The organism is Kribbella sp. NBC_00662 (assembly GCF_041430295.1).
GTDB lineage: Bacteria > Actinomycetota > Actinomycetes > Propionibacteriales > Kribbellaceae > Kribbella.
Genome location: NZ_CP109029.1, coordinates 104,826 through 120,944, shown reverse-complemented (window position 1 = coordinate 120,944; position 16,119 = coordinate 104,826). Strand labels below are relative to the sequence as shown.

The 16,119-nt window shown below is 69.9% G+C and carries 16 protein-coding genes; 12 read left to right on the top strand and 4 right to left on the bottom strand.

Going from position 1 to position 16,119, the window contains the following annotated elements; translation table 11 throughout:
* The first annotated feature begins 22 nt into the window (after positions 1-22).
* The 3 genes from OHA10_RS00590 to OHA10_RS00580 all read left to right on the top strand — a co-directional run bounded on the left by OHA10_RS00590 (position 23) and on the right by OHA10_RS00580 (position 3,921).
* Positions 23-1,135: a DUF917 domain-containing protein gene (locus OHA10_RS00590; protein ID WP_371404175.1), complete on the top strand. Its 1,113-nt coding sequence runs from the start codon at positions 23-25 to the stop codon at positions 1,133-1,135.
* A gap of 171 nt (positions 1,136-1,306) precedes the next feature.
* Complete coding sequence (locus tag OHA10_RS00585) at positions 1,307-2,377, top strand: DUF917 domain-containing protein (protein ID WP_371404174.1); 1,071 nt, start codon at positions 1,307-1,309, stop codon at positions 2,375-2,377.
* Positions 2,374-3,921, top strand: coding sequence for a PucR family transcriptional regulator (locus tag OHA10_RS00580; RefSeq protein WP_371404173.1), 1,548 nt, complete (start codon positions 2,374-2,376; stop codon positions 3,919-3,921). Before OHA10_RS00585 ends, OHA10_RS00580 begins: the two co-directional genes overlap by 4 nt.
* A gap of 12 nt (positions 3,922-3,933) precedes the next feature.
* Here OHA10_RS00580 and OHA10_RS00575 read toward each other — a convergent pair whose 3' ends face one another.
* Genes OHA10_RS00575 through OHA10_RS00565 form a run of 3 tightly spaced genes read right to left on the bottom strand, consistent with a single transcriptional unit; the run spans position 3,934 to position 6,958 of the window.
* Positions 3,934-4,896 (bottom strand): aldo/keto reductase, encoded by a 963-nt coding sequence (locus tag OHA10_RS00575; RefSeq protein WP_371404172.1) that lies wholly within the window; start codon positions 4,894-4,896, stop codon positions 3,934-3,936.
* Complete coding sequence (locus OHA10_RS00570) at positions 4,896-5,645, bottom strand: SDR family NAD(P)-dependent oxidoreductase (protein ID WP_371404171.1); 750 nt, start codon at positions 5,643-5,645, stop codon at positions 4,896-4,898. The genes OHA10_RS00575 and OHA10_RS00570 overlap by 1 nt, the downstream gene beginning before the upstream one ends.
* Positions 5,642-6,958 carry an enolase C-terminal domain-like protein gene (locus OHA10_RS00565; protein ID WP_371404170.1) on the bottom strand — a complete coding sequence of 439 codons (1,317 nt, stop codon included), beginning with the start codon at positions 6,956-6,958 and terminating at the stop codon, positions 5,642-5,644. The genes OHA10_RS00570 and OHA10_RS00565 overlap by 4 nt, the downstream gene beginning before the upstream one ends.
* Positions 6,959-7,142: 184 nt before the next feature.
* Here OHA10_RS00565 and folP point away from each other — a divergent pair, with 184 nt between their 5' ends.
* From folP to OHA10_RS00540, 5 genes are read left to right on the top strand one after another with little or no spacing between them, the layout of a single operon-like run.
* Positions 7,143-7,955 (top strand): dihydropteroate synthase, encoded by an 813-nt coding sequence (folP, locus tag OHA10_RS00560; RefSeq protein WP_371407890.1) that lies wholly within the window; start codon positions 7,143-7,145, stop codon positions 7,953-7,955.
* The gene (locus tag OHA10_RS00555) at positions 7,955-8,680 is read left to right on the top strand and encodes a pyrimidine reductase family protein (protein WP_371404169.1); all 726 of its coding nucleotides are present in this window, start codon (positions 7,955-7,957) and stop codon (positions 8,678-8,680) included. Before folP ends, OHA10_RS00555 begins: the two co-directional genes overlap by 1 nt.
* 4 nt (positions 8,681-8,684) lie before the next feature.
* Complete coding sequence (locus OHA10_RS00550) at positions 8,685-9,437, top strand: class III extradiol dioxygenase subunit B-like domain-containing protein (RefSeq protein WP_371404168.1); 753 nt, start codon at positions 8,685-8,687, stop codon at positions 9,435-9,437.
* A gap of 11 nt (positions 9,438-9,448) precedes the next feature.
* Complete coding sequence (locus tag OHA10_RS00545; RefSeq protein ID WP_371404166.1) at positions 9,449-10,051, top strand: TetR/AcrR family transcriptional regulator; 603 nt, start codon at positions 9,449-9,451, stop codon at positions 10,049-10,051.
* Between the two features lie 32 nt (positions 10,052-10,083).
* Positions 10,084-11,010, top strand: coding sequence for an alpha/beta hydrolase (locus OHA10_RS00540; protein ID WP_371404165.1), 927 nt, complete (start codon positions 10,084-10,086; stop codon positions 11,008-11,010).
* On the opposite strand, the gene OHA10_RS00535 is transcribed toward OHA10_RS00540, so the two are convergent.
* A complete protein-coding gene (locus tag OHA10_RS00535; protein WP_371404164.1) occupies positions 11,007-11,648 on the bottom strand; it encodes a hypothetical protein in 642 nt (213 codons plus the stop codon). The two genes, OHA10_RS00540 and OHA10_RS00535, sit on opposite strands and share 4 nt — an antisense overlap.
* Before the next feature lie 193 nt (positions 11,649-11,841).
* On the opposite strand from OHA10_RS00535, the gene OHA10_RS00530 reads away from it, so the two are divergent.
* Genes OHA10_RS00530 through egtD form a run of 4 tightly spaced genes read left to right on the top strand, consistent with a single transcriptional unit; the run spans position 11,842 to position 16,119 of the window.
* Positions 11,842-13,062: a glutamate-cysteine ligase family protein gene (locus OHA10_RS00530; protein ID WP_371404163.1), complete on the top strand. Its 1,221-nt coding sequence runs from the start codon at positions 11,842-11,844 to the stop codon at positions 13,060-13,062.
* Positions 13,059-14,396 (top strand): ergothioneine biosynthesis protein EgtB, encoded by a 1,338-nt coding sequence (gene egtB / locus OHA10_RS00525; protein ID WP_371404162.1) that lies wholly within the window; start codon positions 13,059-13,061, stop codon positions 14,394-14,396. The genes OHA10_RS00530 and egtB overlap by 4 nt, the downstream gene beginning before the upstream one ends.
* The gene (gene egtC, locus OHA10_RS00520) at positions 14,396-15,157 is read left to right on the top strand and encodes an ergothioneine biosynthesis protein EgtC (RefSeq protein WP_371404161.1); all 762 of its coding nucleotides are present in this window, start codon (positions 14,396-14,398) and stop codon (positions 15,155-15,157) included. Before egtB ends, egtC begins: the two co-directional genes overlap by 1 nt.
* Entirely contained in the window at positions 15,154-16,119 is a 966-nt protein-coding gene (gene egtD, locus OHA10_RS00515; RefSeq protein WP_371404160.1) for an L-histidine N(alpha)-methyltransferase, read from the top strand. The genes egtC and egtD overlap by 4 nt, the downstream gene beginning before the upstream one ends.

Genomic DNA, 16,119 nt, shown 5'->3' with positions numbered 1-16,119 from the left:
CCGGAGCGAAGCGAGGACGGGCATGAGCTGGAAGTTGGATATCGAGCACCTGCGGGATCTTGCCCGTGGGGCGGCGATCCTCGGGACCGGTGGTGGTGGGGATCCGCTGATCGGGCGGTTGCTGGTCGAGCAGGCGATCCGTGAACACGGGCCGGTGACGGTCCTGGACCCGGACGAGCTGGACGACGACGCGTTCGTCATCCCGACCGCGCAGATGGGCGCGCCGACCGTGATCGTGGAGAAGATCCCTCGCGGCAGCGAGCCGGTCGGCGCCCTCCGCGCGTTGGAGAAGCACCTCGGCCGGACCGCCGACGCCACGATGCCGATCGAGTGCGGCGGCATCAACTCGATGATCCCGCTACTCGTTGCCGCCCGCACCGGTCTGCCGGTGGTCGACGCCGACGGCATGGGCCGGGCGTTCCCCGAGCTGCAGATGGAGACGTTCTCGGTGTACGGCGTACCCGGGTCGCCGATGGCGATCGCGGGGGAGCACGACGAGACCGTGGTGATCGACACCGGCACGGACAACAAGCAGATGGAGTGGCTCGCGCGCGGGATCACGATCCGGCTCGGCGGGGTCGCGCACATCGCGGAGTACTCGATGACGGGCGCCGAGGTGAAGCGCACCGCCGTACCGCGCACGCTGTCGCTCGGACTGTCGATCGGGCGGGCGGTCCGGGAGGCGCGGGCGGCACACCGGGATCCGGTCGAGGCCGTCCGGGCTGCGCTGGCGCCGACGCTGTACAGCCACCTGCGGGTGCTGTTTCGCGGCAAGGTGGTCGACGTGGAACGCCGTACCCTCGAAGGCTTCGCCCGGGGCCGGGCGCGGTTCACCGGGTACGACGGGACGTCGGAGCTCGAGCTGCGCTTCCAGAACGAGAACCTTGTCGCGGAGGTCGACGGCGAGGTGGTGTGCACGGTGCCGGACCTGATCTGCGTACTGGAGGCGGACACTGCCGAGCCGATCACCACAGAGGGCTTGCGGTACGGCCAGCGGGTCACCGTGGTCGGCATCTCGACGCCTGACCTGATGCGCACGCCGGAGGCCCTGGCCGTCTTCGGACCGGCCTGCTTCGGCCTCGACGTGGAGTTCAGTCCCGTCGAGCGCCGCGGCGACCTCGTCACCACCCCATGACTCTCGGCCCGCTGTGCTGACCCCTCCGCGGCGGGCCGAGATTCCAGGCGGACGTCCGCCACTGACCAACCTCGCGACTTCCGCGATCGGCACGCTCAGGCAGCGGCCGGATCGGCCGGTCTGGCGAGTTTGGTCAGTGCGGCAGGTCCGCACAGTGGCAGGATCGACACCATGACGACGGTCGTCCGGGAGCAGGACCTGGAGGCGCTGGTCGTCGGCGTCACCTTGCTGGGCTCCGGTGGTGGCGGCGACACCGGGTCGTTCGGCCGCATGCTGCGCCGGCGGCTGGGCGACGGCGAGCTGGTACTGCGGGACGCAGCCGACGTACCGGATGCGCTCGTGAGTCCTATCGGCGTGGTCGGGGCGACCAGTGTGCTGATGGAGAAGCTGCCGAGTGGCGGTGAATTCGACACGGCAGTGCGCGCGGTCAGCCGGTGGGCCGGCACGGACGTGACCGGGCTGATGCCGCTCGAGGCCGGTGGGCTCAACGGGCTGACTCCGTTGATCGCTGCGTTGGATCTGGGGCTTCCGGTGGTGGATGCCGACCTGATGGGTCGGGCGTTGCCGCGGCTGGACCAGTTCTCGTGGGCGGTGGCGGGCCGCTCGCTGACACCTTGTGCGCTCAGTGAGCCGAGCGGTCAGGTGATCGTCGTGGACAACGTCGACGCAGCCGGTCTCGAGCGCGCAGTACGCAGCTTTGTCGCCCACACCGGTGGATGGGCGGTGCTGGCTCTGGCGCCTACTCCGGTGGAGGATGCGGCGGCGGACGCGGTGCAGGGGAGTCTGACGCGTGCGCTGGCGTTGGGCCGAGCGCACGCTGGGCTTGAGCCGTGGGCGACACCGTCTGACATCGCCGACGGTCTCGGCGGACGGCTACTGGCGAGCGGTCGGGTCGAACAGGTCGCGCGGCACCTGATCGCGGACGGCGGCGCCGCCTTCGGTCGCGGCAGCGTCTGCGTGGTCGATTCCAGTAGCCGTGCGATCATCCGGATTGAGACCGAGAACGAATACCTCCTCGCGCTGGTCGACGGCACACCTGCGGTCACCACACCGGATCTGCTGTGCCTGCTGGACCGCCGTACCTTGCAGCCCATCGCAGTCGATGCCATCCGCACCGGCGACGAGGTCCTGGTCCTCGCACTGCCCGGACCGGCGTGGTGGCGGCGCAGTGACCGCATCACCCACGTCGGACCGCAGGCGTTCGGGCTCGCGTGCGAACCGCAGTTGCTGGAGGCATCGTGACGCCTCGGGCCGAGCTGGCTCCGTCACTGGCGGCCATGCTCACGTCCCCCGGCTGGCGTGACGTGGTGGTGCTGGCCGGCGGTGGGAATCCTGGGCGGCGGCTGACCGGGTCTGTGGTGGCGCTGGAGGCTTCTGTGCATCCGGAGCCGATGGACGGACAGGTGCTCGTCGTATTGCTGGCGACTGACCACACCGACTGGCGGATCGACGCCCTGATCAGCCGGGCGTCGGCGGCCAGGGCGGGCGCGGTGTTGCTGGCTGGTGTGGAGCCGTTGGGACGTGGGGCTCAGCTACTGGCTGAGCGGTTGCAGTTGCCGGTGCTGGGATGCCCGGATCCGCTGGCCGCACACGAGCAGCTGCGCCGGGTCACAGCCGAGCCGGAGATGGTCCGGTCTGATCTGGTACTCCGGGCGGTCTCGGCGCTGCGTCGGGCGAACGGTGATCTGGCCTCGGTCCTGCGGACGACGGCCCGCGTGCTGGAACGTCCGGTGACGCTTGCGGGCGCGGACGGCGGCACGCTGGACGGGGAACCGCTGGAGCCCGGGGAGCGGACCGCGCTGGTTGCTGCGTTGCCTCGGGTGCCGGTTGGGTGGGCTGCGCCGTACCGGGTTGATCTGGCTGGCGGTGCGGTGCTGATTGCCGTTGCTGTGCTGGGTGTTGGGCCGGTGTGCTGGTTGGTGGCGCGTTTGCCTGCGGTGGTGCCGGCTGAGGTTGCCGCCGTACCCGAGGTGCTGAGTGTGGTCGCACCGGCGGTGGGGGAGCGGTTGGCGTTGCGGCGGTTGGAGTTGGAGCGGGATGCGCGCCAACGTACGTCGTTGCTCGGTGAACTGCTGCATGGTGAGCCGTCGGAGGCTACGCGTCGGCGCGCGGTGGATCTGGGCTGGCAGCTCGACGGGTGGCACACGGGCATCCGGATCGGTGCTGACGGACAGGTGGATGTCGCGGGTCGGCGTACCGATGTGGTGGAGGCGTTCGACGCAGAGGGTCTGCAGGCGGTTGTGGTGGAGCAGGGGGACGGGTGGTCGGCGTGGATCACCGCAGTGAGCGAGCCGACGTCGACGGAGGTGCAGGAGCAGGCGGCGGCGATCCGGCGGGTGCAGCGTCGGCTGGTGCAGACGGTTGACGCGTACGTCGGCGTCGGTCGAGTGCAGGCTGGTCCAAGCGGAATCGCTACCACTCTGGCCGAAGCCGGTGACGCTGCCGGGTTGGCTCGCGGACGTGCGGAGACCGGTCGTTTCCTGCACGTCGACCGTCTGGGCCTGGCTCAACTGCTGCTCGCCTGGACGCGCACCGACACGTTCCAGCCCGCCGCCCAGGCCCTCCTCGCCCCCATCAAGGACCAGCCCGGCGACCTGGTCACCACCCTGGCCGTCTACCTCGACACAGAGTCCTCGGTCGCCGAAACCGCAGCAGTCCTAGGCATCCACCGCAACACCGCCGCCGCCCGCATCCAGAAGATCCAGCACCTACTAGGCGTAGACCTCACCAACCCGGACGAACGCCTCGCCCTACACCTGGCATCCCGCACGACTCCTACAGAGTAGGAGCCGCCCGGGCTACGGGGTTGGTGCGTCGTCGCGGAGTAGGCCGGCGGACTTCAGGTCTGACCAGAGGGCTGTAGGGACCTGCGCGCGGGCTAGTGCTGCGTTTGTGTGGACCTCTTCCGGGGTGCGGCAGCCTACTGCGATGCCCGCGACGGCTGGGTGTGCCAGCGGGAATGCGAGGGCTGCCGCGGGGAGGGTTGTGTTGTGGGACTCGCAGAGGTCCGCGAGTTTGTTGGCCTTGTCGAGGAGGGCCTGGGCAGCCGGCTCGTAGTTGAAGGTGGCGCCGGCCGTCGGGCGCGGCCGGGACAGCAGGCCGGAGTTGAAGATGCCGACGGCAACGACCTGGACGTTGTGCTCCAGGCACGCCGGGAGTACGTCGTCGAGCCCGTCCGGGTCGATCAGCGAGTACCGGCCGGCGAGCATGATCACGTCGATGTCGACCTCTTGGACGAACCGGGTCAGCATCGCCGACTGGTTCATCCCGGATCCGATCGCGCCGATCACGCCCTGCTCGCGGAGCTCGATCAGTGTCGGGAACGCGGTGGCGACCGCCTCCTCGTAGTGATCGTCCGGGTCGTGCACGAACACGACGTCGAGCCGATCCGTCCCGATCCGCTGCAGCGAGTCCTCGATGCTCCGGAGTACGCCGTCCCGGCTGAAGTCCCACCGCCTCCGCCGCGTGGTGTCGACCGCGAACCCCTCGTCGTCGACCGCGGCCTCGTCGGCGTGGTAGATGATTCGCCCGACCTTGCTCGACAGCACGTACGCGTCGCGCGGCTTGCCCCGCAGCCCGGCGCCGAGTCGCTCCTCGGCCAGTCCGAGACCGTAGTGCGGCGCGGTGTCGAAGTACCGCCAGCCCTCGTCCCACGCCGCGTTGACAGTGGCGATTGCTTCGACGTCGCTGACCTCGCCGAGCAGGTTGCCCAGCGGCGCACCGCCGAGCCCGACGCGCTGGTCGTCCGGGAAGAGTTTCATCAGCGCGCCGCCGGGAGCCGCAGGTTCTGCATGCCGCCGTCGACCGCCAGCGCCGTACCCGTGGTCGAACCCGACAGCGGGCTGGCCAGGTAGGCGATCGCGTTCGCGACCTCGTCGGCCGACACCAGTCGGCCCATCGGCTGCCGCGCTTCGAGTGCGGCGCGCTCAGCCTCCGGATCGGCTGCCGCATCGAGCAGTCGGCCGACCCACGGTGTGTCCGCCGTACCAGGGTTCACGCAGTTGACCCGGATCCCTTCGCGGACGTGGTCCGCGGCCATCGCCATCGTCAGTGCGAGGACAGCGCCCTTGCTGGCGGAGTACAGCGCGCGGTTCGGCAGACCCGCGGTCGCGGCGATCGAGCAGGTGTTGACGATCGCGGCCGCCTCCGACTTGCGCAGATGCGGCAGCGCGGCCCGGGTCACGCGGGCGATGCCGACCACGTTCACGTCGAACACCCGGTGCCACTCGTCGTCGTCGTTCGCGGCGACCGTGCCCTGGGCGCCGATCCCGGCGTTGTTCACCACGATGTCGATCCCGCCGAGCTGCAGCGCCGCGGCAGCGACCGCGTCCCGGATCGAGCCGTCGTCGGTGACATCCGCGGCGATCCCGGTCAGCGGCGCGTCGACCTCAGGCTTCAGATCGAACACGACCACCTGGGCACCGCGCGCCGCGAGCAGTTGCGCCGCCGCGAGTCCGATCCCCGAGGCACCACCGGTCACCACGGCCCGTAGGCCGGCGAAATCCGTCACTTCTTCTCCTCTGCCAGGTCAGTCCAGATCTTGCCACCCGGGAACCGGAAGTCGGTCAGCGTCTCGGCATCCATCTCAGCGCCGAACCCGGGCCGCACCGGTGCCACGTAGTGCCCGTCCCGGATCACGACCGGGTCCAGGAAGTGCTCGTGCAAGTGGTCGACGTACTCGATCACCCGGTCCTGCATCGATCCGCTCACCGCCACGTAGTCGAACATCGACAGGTGCTGGACCAGCTCGCACAGTCCTACACCACCCGCGTGCGGACACACCGGTACGCGGAACTTGGCCGCCAGCAGCAGGTTCGCGACGTTCTCGTTCACGCCGGCGACGCGCGCCGAGTCGAGCTGCAGCACCGAGAGCGACCCGGCCTGCAACAGCTGCTTGAAGATCACCCGGTTCTGCACGTGCTCGCCGGTCGCGACCTTGATCGGCGCGATCGCCCGCGCGATCGCCGCGTGCCCGAGGATGTCGTCCGGGCTGGTCGGCTCCTCGACCCAGTACACGTCGTACGGCGCCAGTGCCTTCACCCAGGTGATCGCATCGGAGACGTCCCAGCGCTGGTTGGCGTCGACCGCGATCCGGATGTCCGGTCCGACCGCCTCGCGGGCGAGCTGCATCCGGCGGATGTCGTCGTCCAGGTCGGCGCCGACCTTGAGCTTGATCTGGGTGAACCCGTCGGCGACCGCCTCGTGACAGAGCCGGACCAGCTTCGCGTCGTCGTACCCGAGCCAGCCGGGAGTCGTCGTGTACGCCGGGTAACCGCGCTCCCGCAGTACCGCCTCCCGCTCGGCACGCCCGGGCTTCGCCTGCCGGAGGATCTCCAGCGCCTCGTCCGGCGTGAGCGCGTCGGTCAGGTAGCGGAAGTCGACCAGGTCGACGATCTGCTCCGGGGTGAGGTCGGACAGCAGCTTCCACAGCGGTACGCCGGCCCGCTTGGCGGCCAGGTCCCAGACCGCGTTGACGACCGCGCCGATCGCCATGTGCATGACGCCCTTCTCCGGGCCGAGCCAGCGCAGCTGCGAGTCGTGCACGAGCGACTTCCAGAACCCGCCGAGATCGTCCAGCGTCGCGTCCAGGTCGAGCCCGAGGACGTGGTCGCGGAGCGCCTCGATCGCCGCGGTCTCGACGTCGTTGCCCCGGCCGATCGTGAACGCGAAGCCGTGTCCCTCGAGCCCGTCGCCGGCGTCGGTCCGCAGGATCACGTACGCCGCGGAGTAGTCCGGATCGGTGTTCATCGCGTCGGAGCCGTCCAGGTCCAGCGACGTGGGGAAGCGGACGTCGTACGTCTCGAACTCGGTGAATCGTGGCATCGAGAACCCGATCTGCAGCGGTGGGCGGGACTGTCGAAGGGAATCCTATAGGATATGTGGCGATCGCGGCACCTGATAGGACATGTGCCCGGCGGCCCCCGTTACAGTCGGTGGCGTGACTGGCGAGCGCGACGGGGTACTCCGGCTGGGCAGCCGGTCGTTCGGGCCGGGTGAGTTCGCCCTGATGGCGATCGTCAATCGGACGCCGGACTCGTTCTTCGACCGCGGTGCGACGTACGCGACCGAGGCGGCGTACGAGGCCATCGACAAGGCGGTCGCGGACGGTGCCGATCTGGTCGATATCGGTGGTGTGAAGGCCGGGTACGGCGAACCCGTCAGCGAGGACGAGGAGCTCCGCCGGACCGTGGACTTCGTGGCCGGGATCCGGGCGCGCCACCCGTCGCTGGTGATCAGCGTGGACACGTACCGTAGCGGGGTCGCCCGCCGCGTCGCCGAGGCCGGCGCGGACCTGCTCAACGACACCTGGGCCGGTGCCGATCCGGACCTGGTGTACGCCGCCGCCGAGTCCGGAGCCGGGCTCGTTTGCAGCCACGTCGGCGGGCTCTCGCCGCGCACGGACCCGCACCGGATGGCGTACGACGACGTGGTGGCCGACGTGATCCGTACGACGACCGCGCTGGCGGACCGCGCGGTCGAGGCCGGAGTGCGGCCGGACGGGATCCTGATCGACCCGACACACGACTTCGGCAAGAACACACTGCAGTCGCTTGAGCTGACCCGCCGCCTCGACGAGCTCGCCGCTACCGGCTGGCCGGTCCTGGTCGCGGTGTCGAACAAGGACTTCATCGGCGAGACGCTGGAGCTCCCGCCCGGTCAGCGCGGCAACGGAACACTGGCGGCGCTGACCATCTCCGCCTGGCTCGGTGCGCGGGTCTTCCGGGTGCACGACGTGCCGGCGGCTCGCCAGGCGCTCGATTTCATCGCCGTACTGCGAGGCAGTGCGCAGCCCGCCGGAACCCGAAGGAGCCTGGCCTGATGCGTCGACTCGACGAACTGTCCGACGAGGAACTGATCGCCGTCTACGAGGTCGAGGACCGGTCGACGCCGCATCTGCGGGCGAACTTCGTCAGCAGCCTGGACGGCGCGGTCGAGATCGACGGGAAGTCGAAGGCGCTGTCGAGCGATTCCGACAGCCGGGTGTTCAGCATGGTCCGGCGATTGGCGGATGTGGTGCTGGTCGGCGCCGGGACGATCCGTGACGAGGGGTACAACCCGCTGCGGCTGTCGAAGGCCGCGCGGGAATGGCGTACGGCGGCGGGACTGACCGAGAACCCGACGCTGGCGATCGTGTCGTCGAGGCTCGAACTGAGTCCGGTGAACCCGGTGTTCCAGTCCGCGGTACGGCCGATCGTCGTCACCCACGAGGCTGCCCCGGCGGACCGTCGGGAGGCGCTGGGGGAGGTCGCCGACCTGATCGTCCTGGGTGCCGGCGACGTCGACCTGCAGGCGGTCGTCGACGAGCTCGCCGCCCGCGAGCTGCCACAGATCCTGTGCGAAGGCGGCCCGCATCTGTTGGGCGCACTCACGGAGGCCGATCTGGTCGACGAACTGTGCCTCGCCCTGGCCCCACTCCTGGCCGGCCCTGGCGCCGGTCGCATCACAGCAGGTCTACCGACCACGCTCACCCGCCAGATGAAGCTGAAGTCGACTCTGCAAGCCAACGACGACTACCTCTTCTTCCGCTACACCCGAGAGGCCTGACCCCGTGTCTGTAGTGGCAGCCGCGGTCTGCCCCCACCCGCCCCTACTCGTCCCCGACGTAGCCTCCGGCGCCGCCCCCGACCTGGATGACCTCCGCGCCACCTGCCTAGCCGCAACAGACACGCTCGCCACCGCATCAGCACTCGTGGTCGTCGGCTCCACGCCGACGCCTCCGCATCAGTCCGCCGCAGCACACGCGGCCCGCTCGTCCTCCACCTCTGCCCCCCACCTGGCACCGGCCACCTATCCCGCCGCCGCAGGCGGCTCGTTTGCGGCTTATGGCGCGCCCGGTGTGCGTTTTGGCGAGGGCGACGCCGTCCTCCCGCTCTCCTTGGCGATGGGTGGTTGGCTGCTCGAGCAGTCCAAGGCGGCCGGCCTACCGCGCACGTATCTCGCCGTGCAGACAACCGCAACGCCGGACGACTGCGTCCGCCTCGGTCAGGAAATTGCTGCAGGCAACGATCGTGTCGGCCTGCTGGTGATGGGGGACGGCTCCGCGCGCCGCAGCGAACACTCGCCGGTGCACCTCCACCCGCGCGCGGAGATCTTCGACACGACCGTCGCATCCGCCTTGCAGCACAGCGATCTCGACGTACTCAAAGCGCTGGACCCCGACCTGGCCGCCGAGCTGCAAGCCGCCGGCCGCGCCCCCTGGCAAGTCCTCGCCGGCGCGCTCGAGGGTACGGCGCTGGCAGCCGACCTGACCTACCACGCCGCGCCGTACGGCGTCGGCTACCTCGTCGCATCATTCACCTAGATACTGACCGGGTGACTGAGGAACGTGCGGGGTATCGACGATCGGTGAAATCGCCGCGGGGTGAGGCGCGGCGCCGCGAGTTACTGGACAAGGTCGCGGACGAGCTCGGCACCAACGGCCTGGTCGACTTCTCGCTCCGCCGCGCCGCCCGAGCAGCTGGAACGACGCACAAGGTGCTGCTGTACCACTTCGACGGCGCCGAAGACCTGCTCACCCAAGCCGTCCTCCAGCTCCGCGAACGCCGCATCACGCGCGCCCTCGCGGCCGCCACCGAAGGCCCGGATGAGCGGAGTCTCGCGGACCGAGTGCGCTCGATGTGGCCGACGCTCATCGGCGAGGAGTCGTGGGTCCTCGACCAGGCGATCGGGCTCGCGATGTACGACGCCCCGCGGTACGCCGATCTCGCCCGGACGGCATCACGCCAGTACCTGCCGACGCTGCTGTCGCTGTGCCCGGAGTCGTGGTCCGCGCAGCGCCGGCAGGAGGTCGCCGAACTCATCCTCGCCACTCTGCGCGGGTTCCTGATCGAGTGGCGGACGAGCGGTGACGCGGCCGGGATCGAAGCCGGGCTGGCGGCGCTGACCCGTGCGCTGGAGCGTGAAGAGCAGGCGTAGACAGTTTGCGAACCACGTGGTTCACTTTTCTCATGCGTGAGAAAGTGAGCTTCATCAGCGATGGGGTCGCCTGCGCGGCCTGGCACTACCCGGGGACCAACAGCGGGTGTGTGGTGATGACCGGCGGCTTCGCAGTGACGAAGGAGCCGGGGACGGACCGCTTCGCCGAGCGGTTCAACGCGGCCGGCTTCAGCGTGCTGGCCTTCGACCACCGCAACTTCGGCGAGAGTGCCGGCGAACCGCGTCAGGTCGCCCGGATCCCGGACCAGCTCGACGACTGGCGCGCCGCGATCGCGTACGCCGCCACGCTCCCGGGCGTCGAGCACGTTGCCATCTGGGCGTTCTCTCTCCCCGGCGGCTACATCCTCCAGCTCGCCTCGGAGGACCTGGGTATCTCCGCCGCCATCGCCCAGTCACCGAACGTCGACGGCCCCACCGTCACCCGCAACGCCTCCCGCTACCAAACGCCCGTCGCCGCCCTCCGCCTGGTCGGCCGCGCCATCCTCGACAACCTCGGCGGTCTGCTCGGCCGCAAACCGAGACTGGTAGCGCTGGCCGGCCCTCCCGGCACGGTCGCCCTCCTCAACACCCCCGACGCGCAACAAACCGACGAGGCCCTGGACCCCGACAACCGCTACCGCGACTGGCAACAGGCAGTCGCCGCCCGCTCCGTCTTCCCGGCCGCTTTCTACCGCCCGCTCAAGTACGCCCCGAACGTCCGCTGCCCGCTCCTGTACGTCGTCTGCAAAGACGACCGGTCCGCCCTGGCAGCCCCCGCGATCGCCGCCGCCAAAAGCACTCCGGCCTCAGAACTCGTCCAGCTCCCCGGCGGCCACTACGCCCCGTTCCTGGCCGCCCACGAACAGACCGTCGAAGCCGAGCTGGCCTTCCTCACCCGGCATCTTTCCGGAAAGAAACAGTCGCCCGGCGCCGAAAAGTCACCGCAAACCGCTGGTTAGCCGGCCTCGAGCGGGACGTCCGGCCACCGCGGCGATGTCCATGCGAGGTCCTCGCGGCCGGCGGCGCGCAGTTGCTCGACCAGTTCCGCGCGTGCCGCTTGTACGGCGTCGACCGCGGCCTCGGCGGACTCGTGCGGTCCGGACCAGTTGCAGACCGCGTCGCCGGCGTACCAGTCGCCCGATGAGGCACGCCGTACGTGAGCTGCCGCGAGGCGTGCTGCCGGAAGGTCCATGCCGGCCAGCTCGACAACCGCCTCGACCGCGACCACCTCGGCGTCGAGATCGAGCACCGGACGTAGTTCGACGGCATCCGTCAGGACGAACTCGTAGCCGCTCGGCGCGCGCTCGGCCAGCCATGTGAGGGCTTCTTGAGCGGTCTCGTGAAGTAGCTGGGCATTGGACGCATCGGCCAGGGTGTGTACGCCGACCAGCCGTGTATGCGTCGGCCGTAGCTCGTTCTGCCACAGGCGGACCTGTAGCTCCTCCCGCCCCGACAACCGCCGTCCCAGGATCCGCGCCAGCCCGACCACGTCGAAGTTCAACTCGTCCGGCGTCCGCTTGCGGCCGGGCTCGAGCGGCTCGCCGGGGCGGGTGCCGCGGGTGGTCCAGGGGCCGACGTGCCACCGTGTCAGAGTCACCCCCAGACCCTAACCAAGCCGGACCATCGCCGATTTCGCTCTGAGCGGAACCGGGGCCGTCCGGATCCGGCCGGAATTTGTCGGTGGCCGCGGGGAACATGGCGGGCATGAGTCGATCCGCTGCCCAGGCGTCACCGATCGGTAAGTTTCTGGTCGGTTGTCCAGCCTCTGACCCGGAGCTAGGTTCGCTGACGTGACCTCGCCCGGTGGTTCTCCGGCGACGACTCCGATCGGCTCCCGGGCCGAGGCGGAGGGGTACGTCGCGATGGTCTGTTTCAAGCACGGTCCACCTCGGCTGTTCGGCGTCGAGCTCGAGTGGACGGTGCATCATGCGGATGATCCGCACCGGCCCCTCGACGCCGGCCGGTTGAGCAAAGCCCTGGGGCTGCACGCCCCCGCGACCCTGGTGAGAGGCAGTCCGCAACTGCCGCTGAGCCGGGGCGCTCTGGTCACCGTCGAGCCCGGCGGCCAGGTAGAGATCTCAGGACCCGCGGCGGAATCGATTCCCCGGTTGATCGACGACACCGCCGCCGACGCCGCCGAGCTCACGGCGCTCCTTCTCGACGCGGACCTGGTCCCGGGCGCCTACGGCCTGGACGCCTTCCGCGCACCCCGCCGCATCCTCACCGTCCCGCGGTACGCGGCGATGGAACACGCATTCCAGCGGCTCGGCCCGCACGGCCCACGGATGATGTGCAGTACGGCGGGCCTCCAGATCTGCCTCGACGCCGGCGAGACCGACCAGACCGCACTGCGCTGGCGCGCTCTGCACGATCTCGGTCCCGCCCTCGTCGGCCTCTTCGCCAACTCCCGTCGTCGCGCCGGTTCGGACACCGGGTGGGCCTCTGCCCGGACCGAGGCGACTTTCGGGACCTGCGCCCCGTTCACCGAGCCGCCGCCGCTCGACGGCGACCCGGCCGCGGCCTGGGCGCGGACGGCGATGGATGCGCCGGTCCTCTGCCTGCGGCGCGGTGACAACTGGAACGCACCGACCGGACTGACCTTCGGCGCCTGGGCAGACGGACAGCTGCCCGGCGACAGACCGACGTACGACGACCTGGACTACCACCTGTCCACACTCTTCCCGCCGGTCCGACCGCGCGGGTATCTCGAGGTGCGGTACCTCGACGCCCAGCCGGGGGACGGGTGGATCGCCCCGACCCTGCTGCTCACCGCACTGATGTCCGCACCGATGGACCAGGTGCTGGCCGCGGCCGAGCCCGCAGCCGGCCGCTGGTTCCCGGCGGCCCGGGAAGGGCTGGAGGACAAGCTGGTCCTGCAGGCCGCGCGCAACGTGGTCGACCTGGGCACCGAGGTGCTCGACTGGACCGGTGCGGATCCCGAACTCATCGCTGCTGTCGCAACCCGGCTGCAGCGCATCGTCGACGACACCCACGGAAGGCGAGCTTCGTGAATCACCAACTATCAGATCTGTCACCGGAAGGCCTGCGGACCTTCGTCGGCGAGCAGCTCGAGCGGTCCCGGTCGCGGACCGTGCAGCTGACCGACGCGGTCGACACCGACGACCTGGTCCGGCAGCACTCCAAGCTGATGTCGCCGCTGGTCTGGGACTACGCGCACATCGGCAACCAGGAGGAGCTCTGGCTGGTCCGCGACGTCGGCGGCCGCGAGCCGCTCCGCCAGGACATCGACGAGCTGTACGACGCGTTCCAGCATCCGCGCGCGGAGCGGCCGGCGTTGCCGCTGCTCGGCCCGTCCGAGACCCGCGCGTACGTGACCGAAGTACGCGACAAGGTCATGGACGTGCTGGACCACGTGAAGTTCGACGCCGGGCGTGAGCTGGTCGACAACGCTTTCGCCTTCGGCATGATCACGCAGCACGAGCAGCAGCACGACGAGACGATGCTGGCCACGCACCAGCTCCGTGCCGGTGCGCCGGTGCTCGACGCGCCGCCGCCACCTGCGGGACGTGAGCTGGCGCGCAAGGAGGTGTTCGTCCCGGGCGGCGTGTTCGAGATGGGTACGTCGATCGAGCCGTGGGCGCTGGACAACGAGCGGCCGGCGCACGCCGTACACGTCGCGCCGTATGTGATCGACACGGTCCCGGTGACGAACGGGGACTACCTGGCCTTCGTCCTCGGCGGTGGGTATCAGGATCCGCAGTGGTGGTCCGACGCCGGCTGGGCGCATGTCCAGAAGGCTTCGCTCGTTGCGCCGCGGTTCTGGGAGTCCGTCGACGGCGAGTGGTGGCGGCTGCGGTTCGGGCACCGGGAGCACTTGCCGCTGGACGAGCCGGTGATGCACGTCTGCTTCTACGAGGCCGAGGCCTACGCGAAATGGGCCGGGAAGCGGCTGCCGACCGAGGAGGAGTGGGAGTTCGCGGCGCGGTTCGACCCGGCCAGTGGCCGGACGCGACGATTCCCGTGGGGCGACGAGTCACCCGGGCCGCAGCACGCGAACCTCGGCCAGCGGCACCTCCGGCCGGCTCCGGTCGGGGCGTACCCGGCGGGCGCATCGCCATTGGGTGTCGAGCAGCTGATCGGTGACACCTGGGAGTGGACGTCGAGCGACTTCCACGGGTACCCCGGGTTCCGTGCCTGGCCGTACGACGAGTACTCGCTGGTGTTCTTCGGACCGGATTACAAGGTGCTGCGCGGCGGATCGTTCGGCACCGACGAGATCGTTGCCCGCGGCACCTTCCGGAACTGGGACTACCCGATCCGCCGGCAGATCTTCGCCGGCTTCCGGTGTGCCCGCGACCCGCGGCCCGAGGAGCTGCACAACTGATGTGCCGCCACCTGGCCTACCTCGGGCCGCCGGTCACCCTGGCGTCCCTGGTCCTCGACCCTGACCATTCACTGTACGAACAGAGCTGGGCCCCCGGCGACATGCGCGGCGGCGGCTCGGTCAACGCCGACGGCTTCGGCCTGGGCTGGTACCCCGAAGGTGACGTCGCCGTGTCCGGCGGCCCGGTCCGGTACCGGCGGAACGTGCCGATCTGGACCGACGAGAACCTTCCCGGTCTGGCCGGCTCGATCCGGTCCGGCGCAGTGATCGCCGCCATCCGGAACGGCACCGTCAACATGCCGTACGGGCAGGCGGCGGTCGCGCCGTTCATGCACGGCACCTGGCTGTTCAGCCACAACGGACAGATTCCCGGCTGGCCCGACTCGACGCTGAAGCTGGCCGAGCGGCTCCCGGTCGCCGACCTGCTCCAGCTGGACGCCTCGGTCGATTCAGCCCTGTTGTGGGCGCTGATCAGCAACCGCCTCGCCGAAGGCGTCCCGCCGGCCGACGCGGTCGCGACCGTCGTACAGGACGTGGAAGCGGCCGCGCCGGGCGCTCGTCTGAACGTCCTGCTGACCGATGGCGAGCAACTGATCGCAACCACCTGGACCCACTCGCTGCACGTTCACCGGACCGCCGAGTCGGTGACGGTCAGCTCCGAGCAGTTCGGTCCCCACCCGTGGACCGAAGTACCCGATCGCTCGTTGCTGGTGGCTACCGCCACGACCTTGCACATCACCCCGATGGAAGGACGAGAGTGACCCTCATCGACGTACATCTGACGCCGGACTACGTGGCTCGTGCGCTGCGGGAGGACGTGCGGGCGGGGCTGTCGGCGACGCCGAAATGGCTGCCGCCGAAGTGGTTCTACGACGCGCGGGGGAGTGAGCTGTTCGAGGAGATCACCCGCCTGCCGGAGTACTACCCGACCCGGGCCGAGCGCGAGATCCTGCGCGCGCGGGCCGGTGAGATCGCGGCGATCACCAAGGCGCACACGCTGGTCGAGCTGGGATCCGGATCGTCGGAGAAGACCCGGCTGCTGCTCGACGGGCTGCGCGACCGCGGCACGCTGACCAGCTTCGTGCCGCTCGACGTGTCGGAGTCCGCGCTCCGGGAGGCCTCTGACGCGATCAACGTCGACTACCCGACGCTCGACGTCCACGGCGTCGTCGGCGACTTCACCGCGCACCTGGACAAGCTGCCCGGTGAGCCGCCGCGGATCGTCGCCTTCCTCGGCGGCACGATCGGCAACCTGATCCCGGCCGAGCGCGAGGCGTTCTACACCTCGATCCGCGACGTCCTCGAGGCCGGCGAATGGCTGCTCCTCGGCACCGATCTGGTCAAGGATCCCGCCACCCTGGTCGCGGCGTACGACGACTCGGCCGGCGTCACCGCCGAGTTCAACAAGAACGTGCTGCGGGTGATCAACCGGCAGCTCGGCGCGGACTTCGACGTCGACGCGTTCGAGCACGTCGCGATCTGGGACGCCGACAACGAATGGATCGAGATGCACCTGCGGGCCACCCGCGCGATGCAGGTGCTGATCCCGGAGATCCACCTCGAGGTGAGTTTCGACGAAGGGGAGGAGCTCAGCACCGAGATCTCTGCCAAGTTCCACCGCTCCGGCGTCGAGGCCGAACTCGACAAAGCGGGCTTCACCCCGGCCGCGTGGTGGACCGGCGGTGAAGCCCGCTTCGCACTCTCGCTCTGGCAGGCGGTCTAG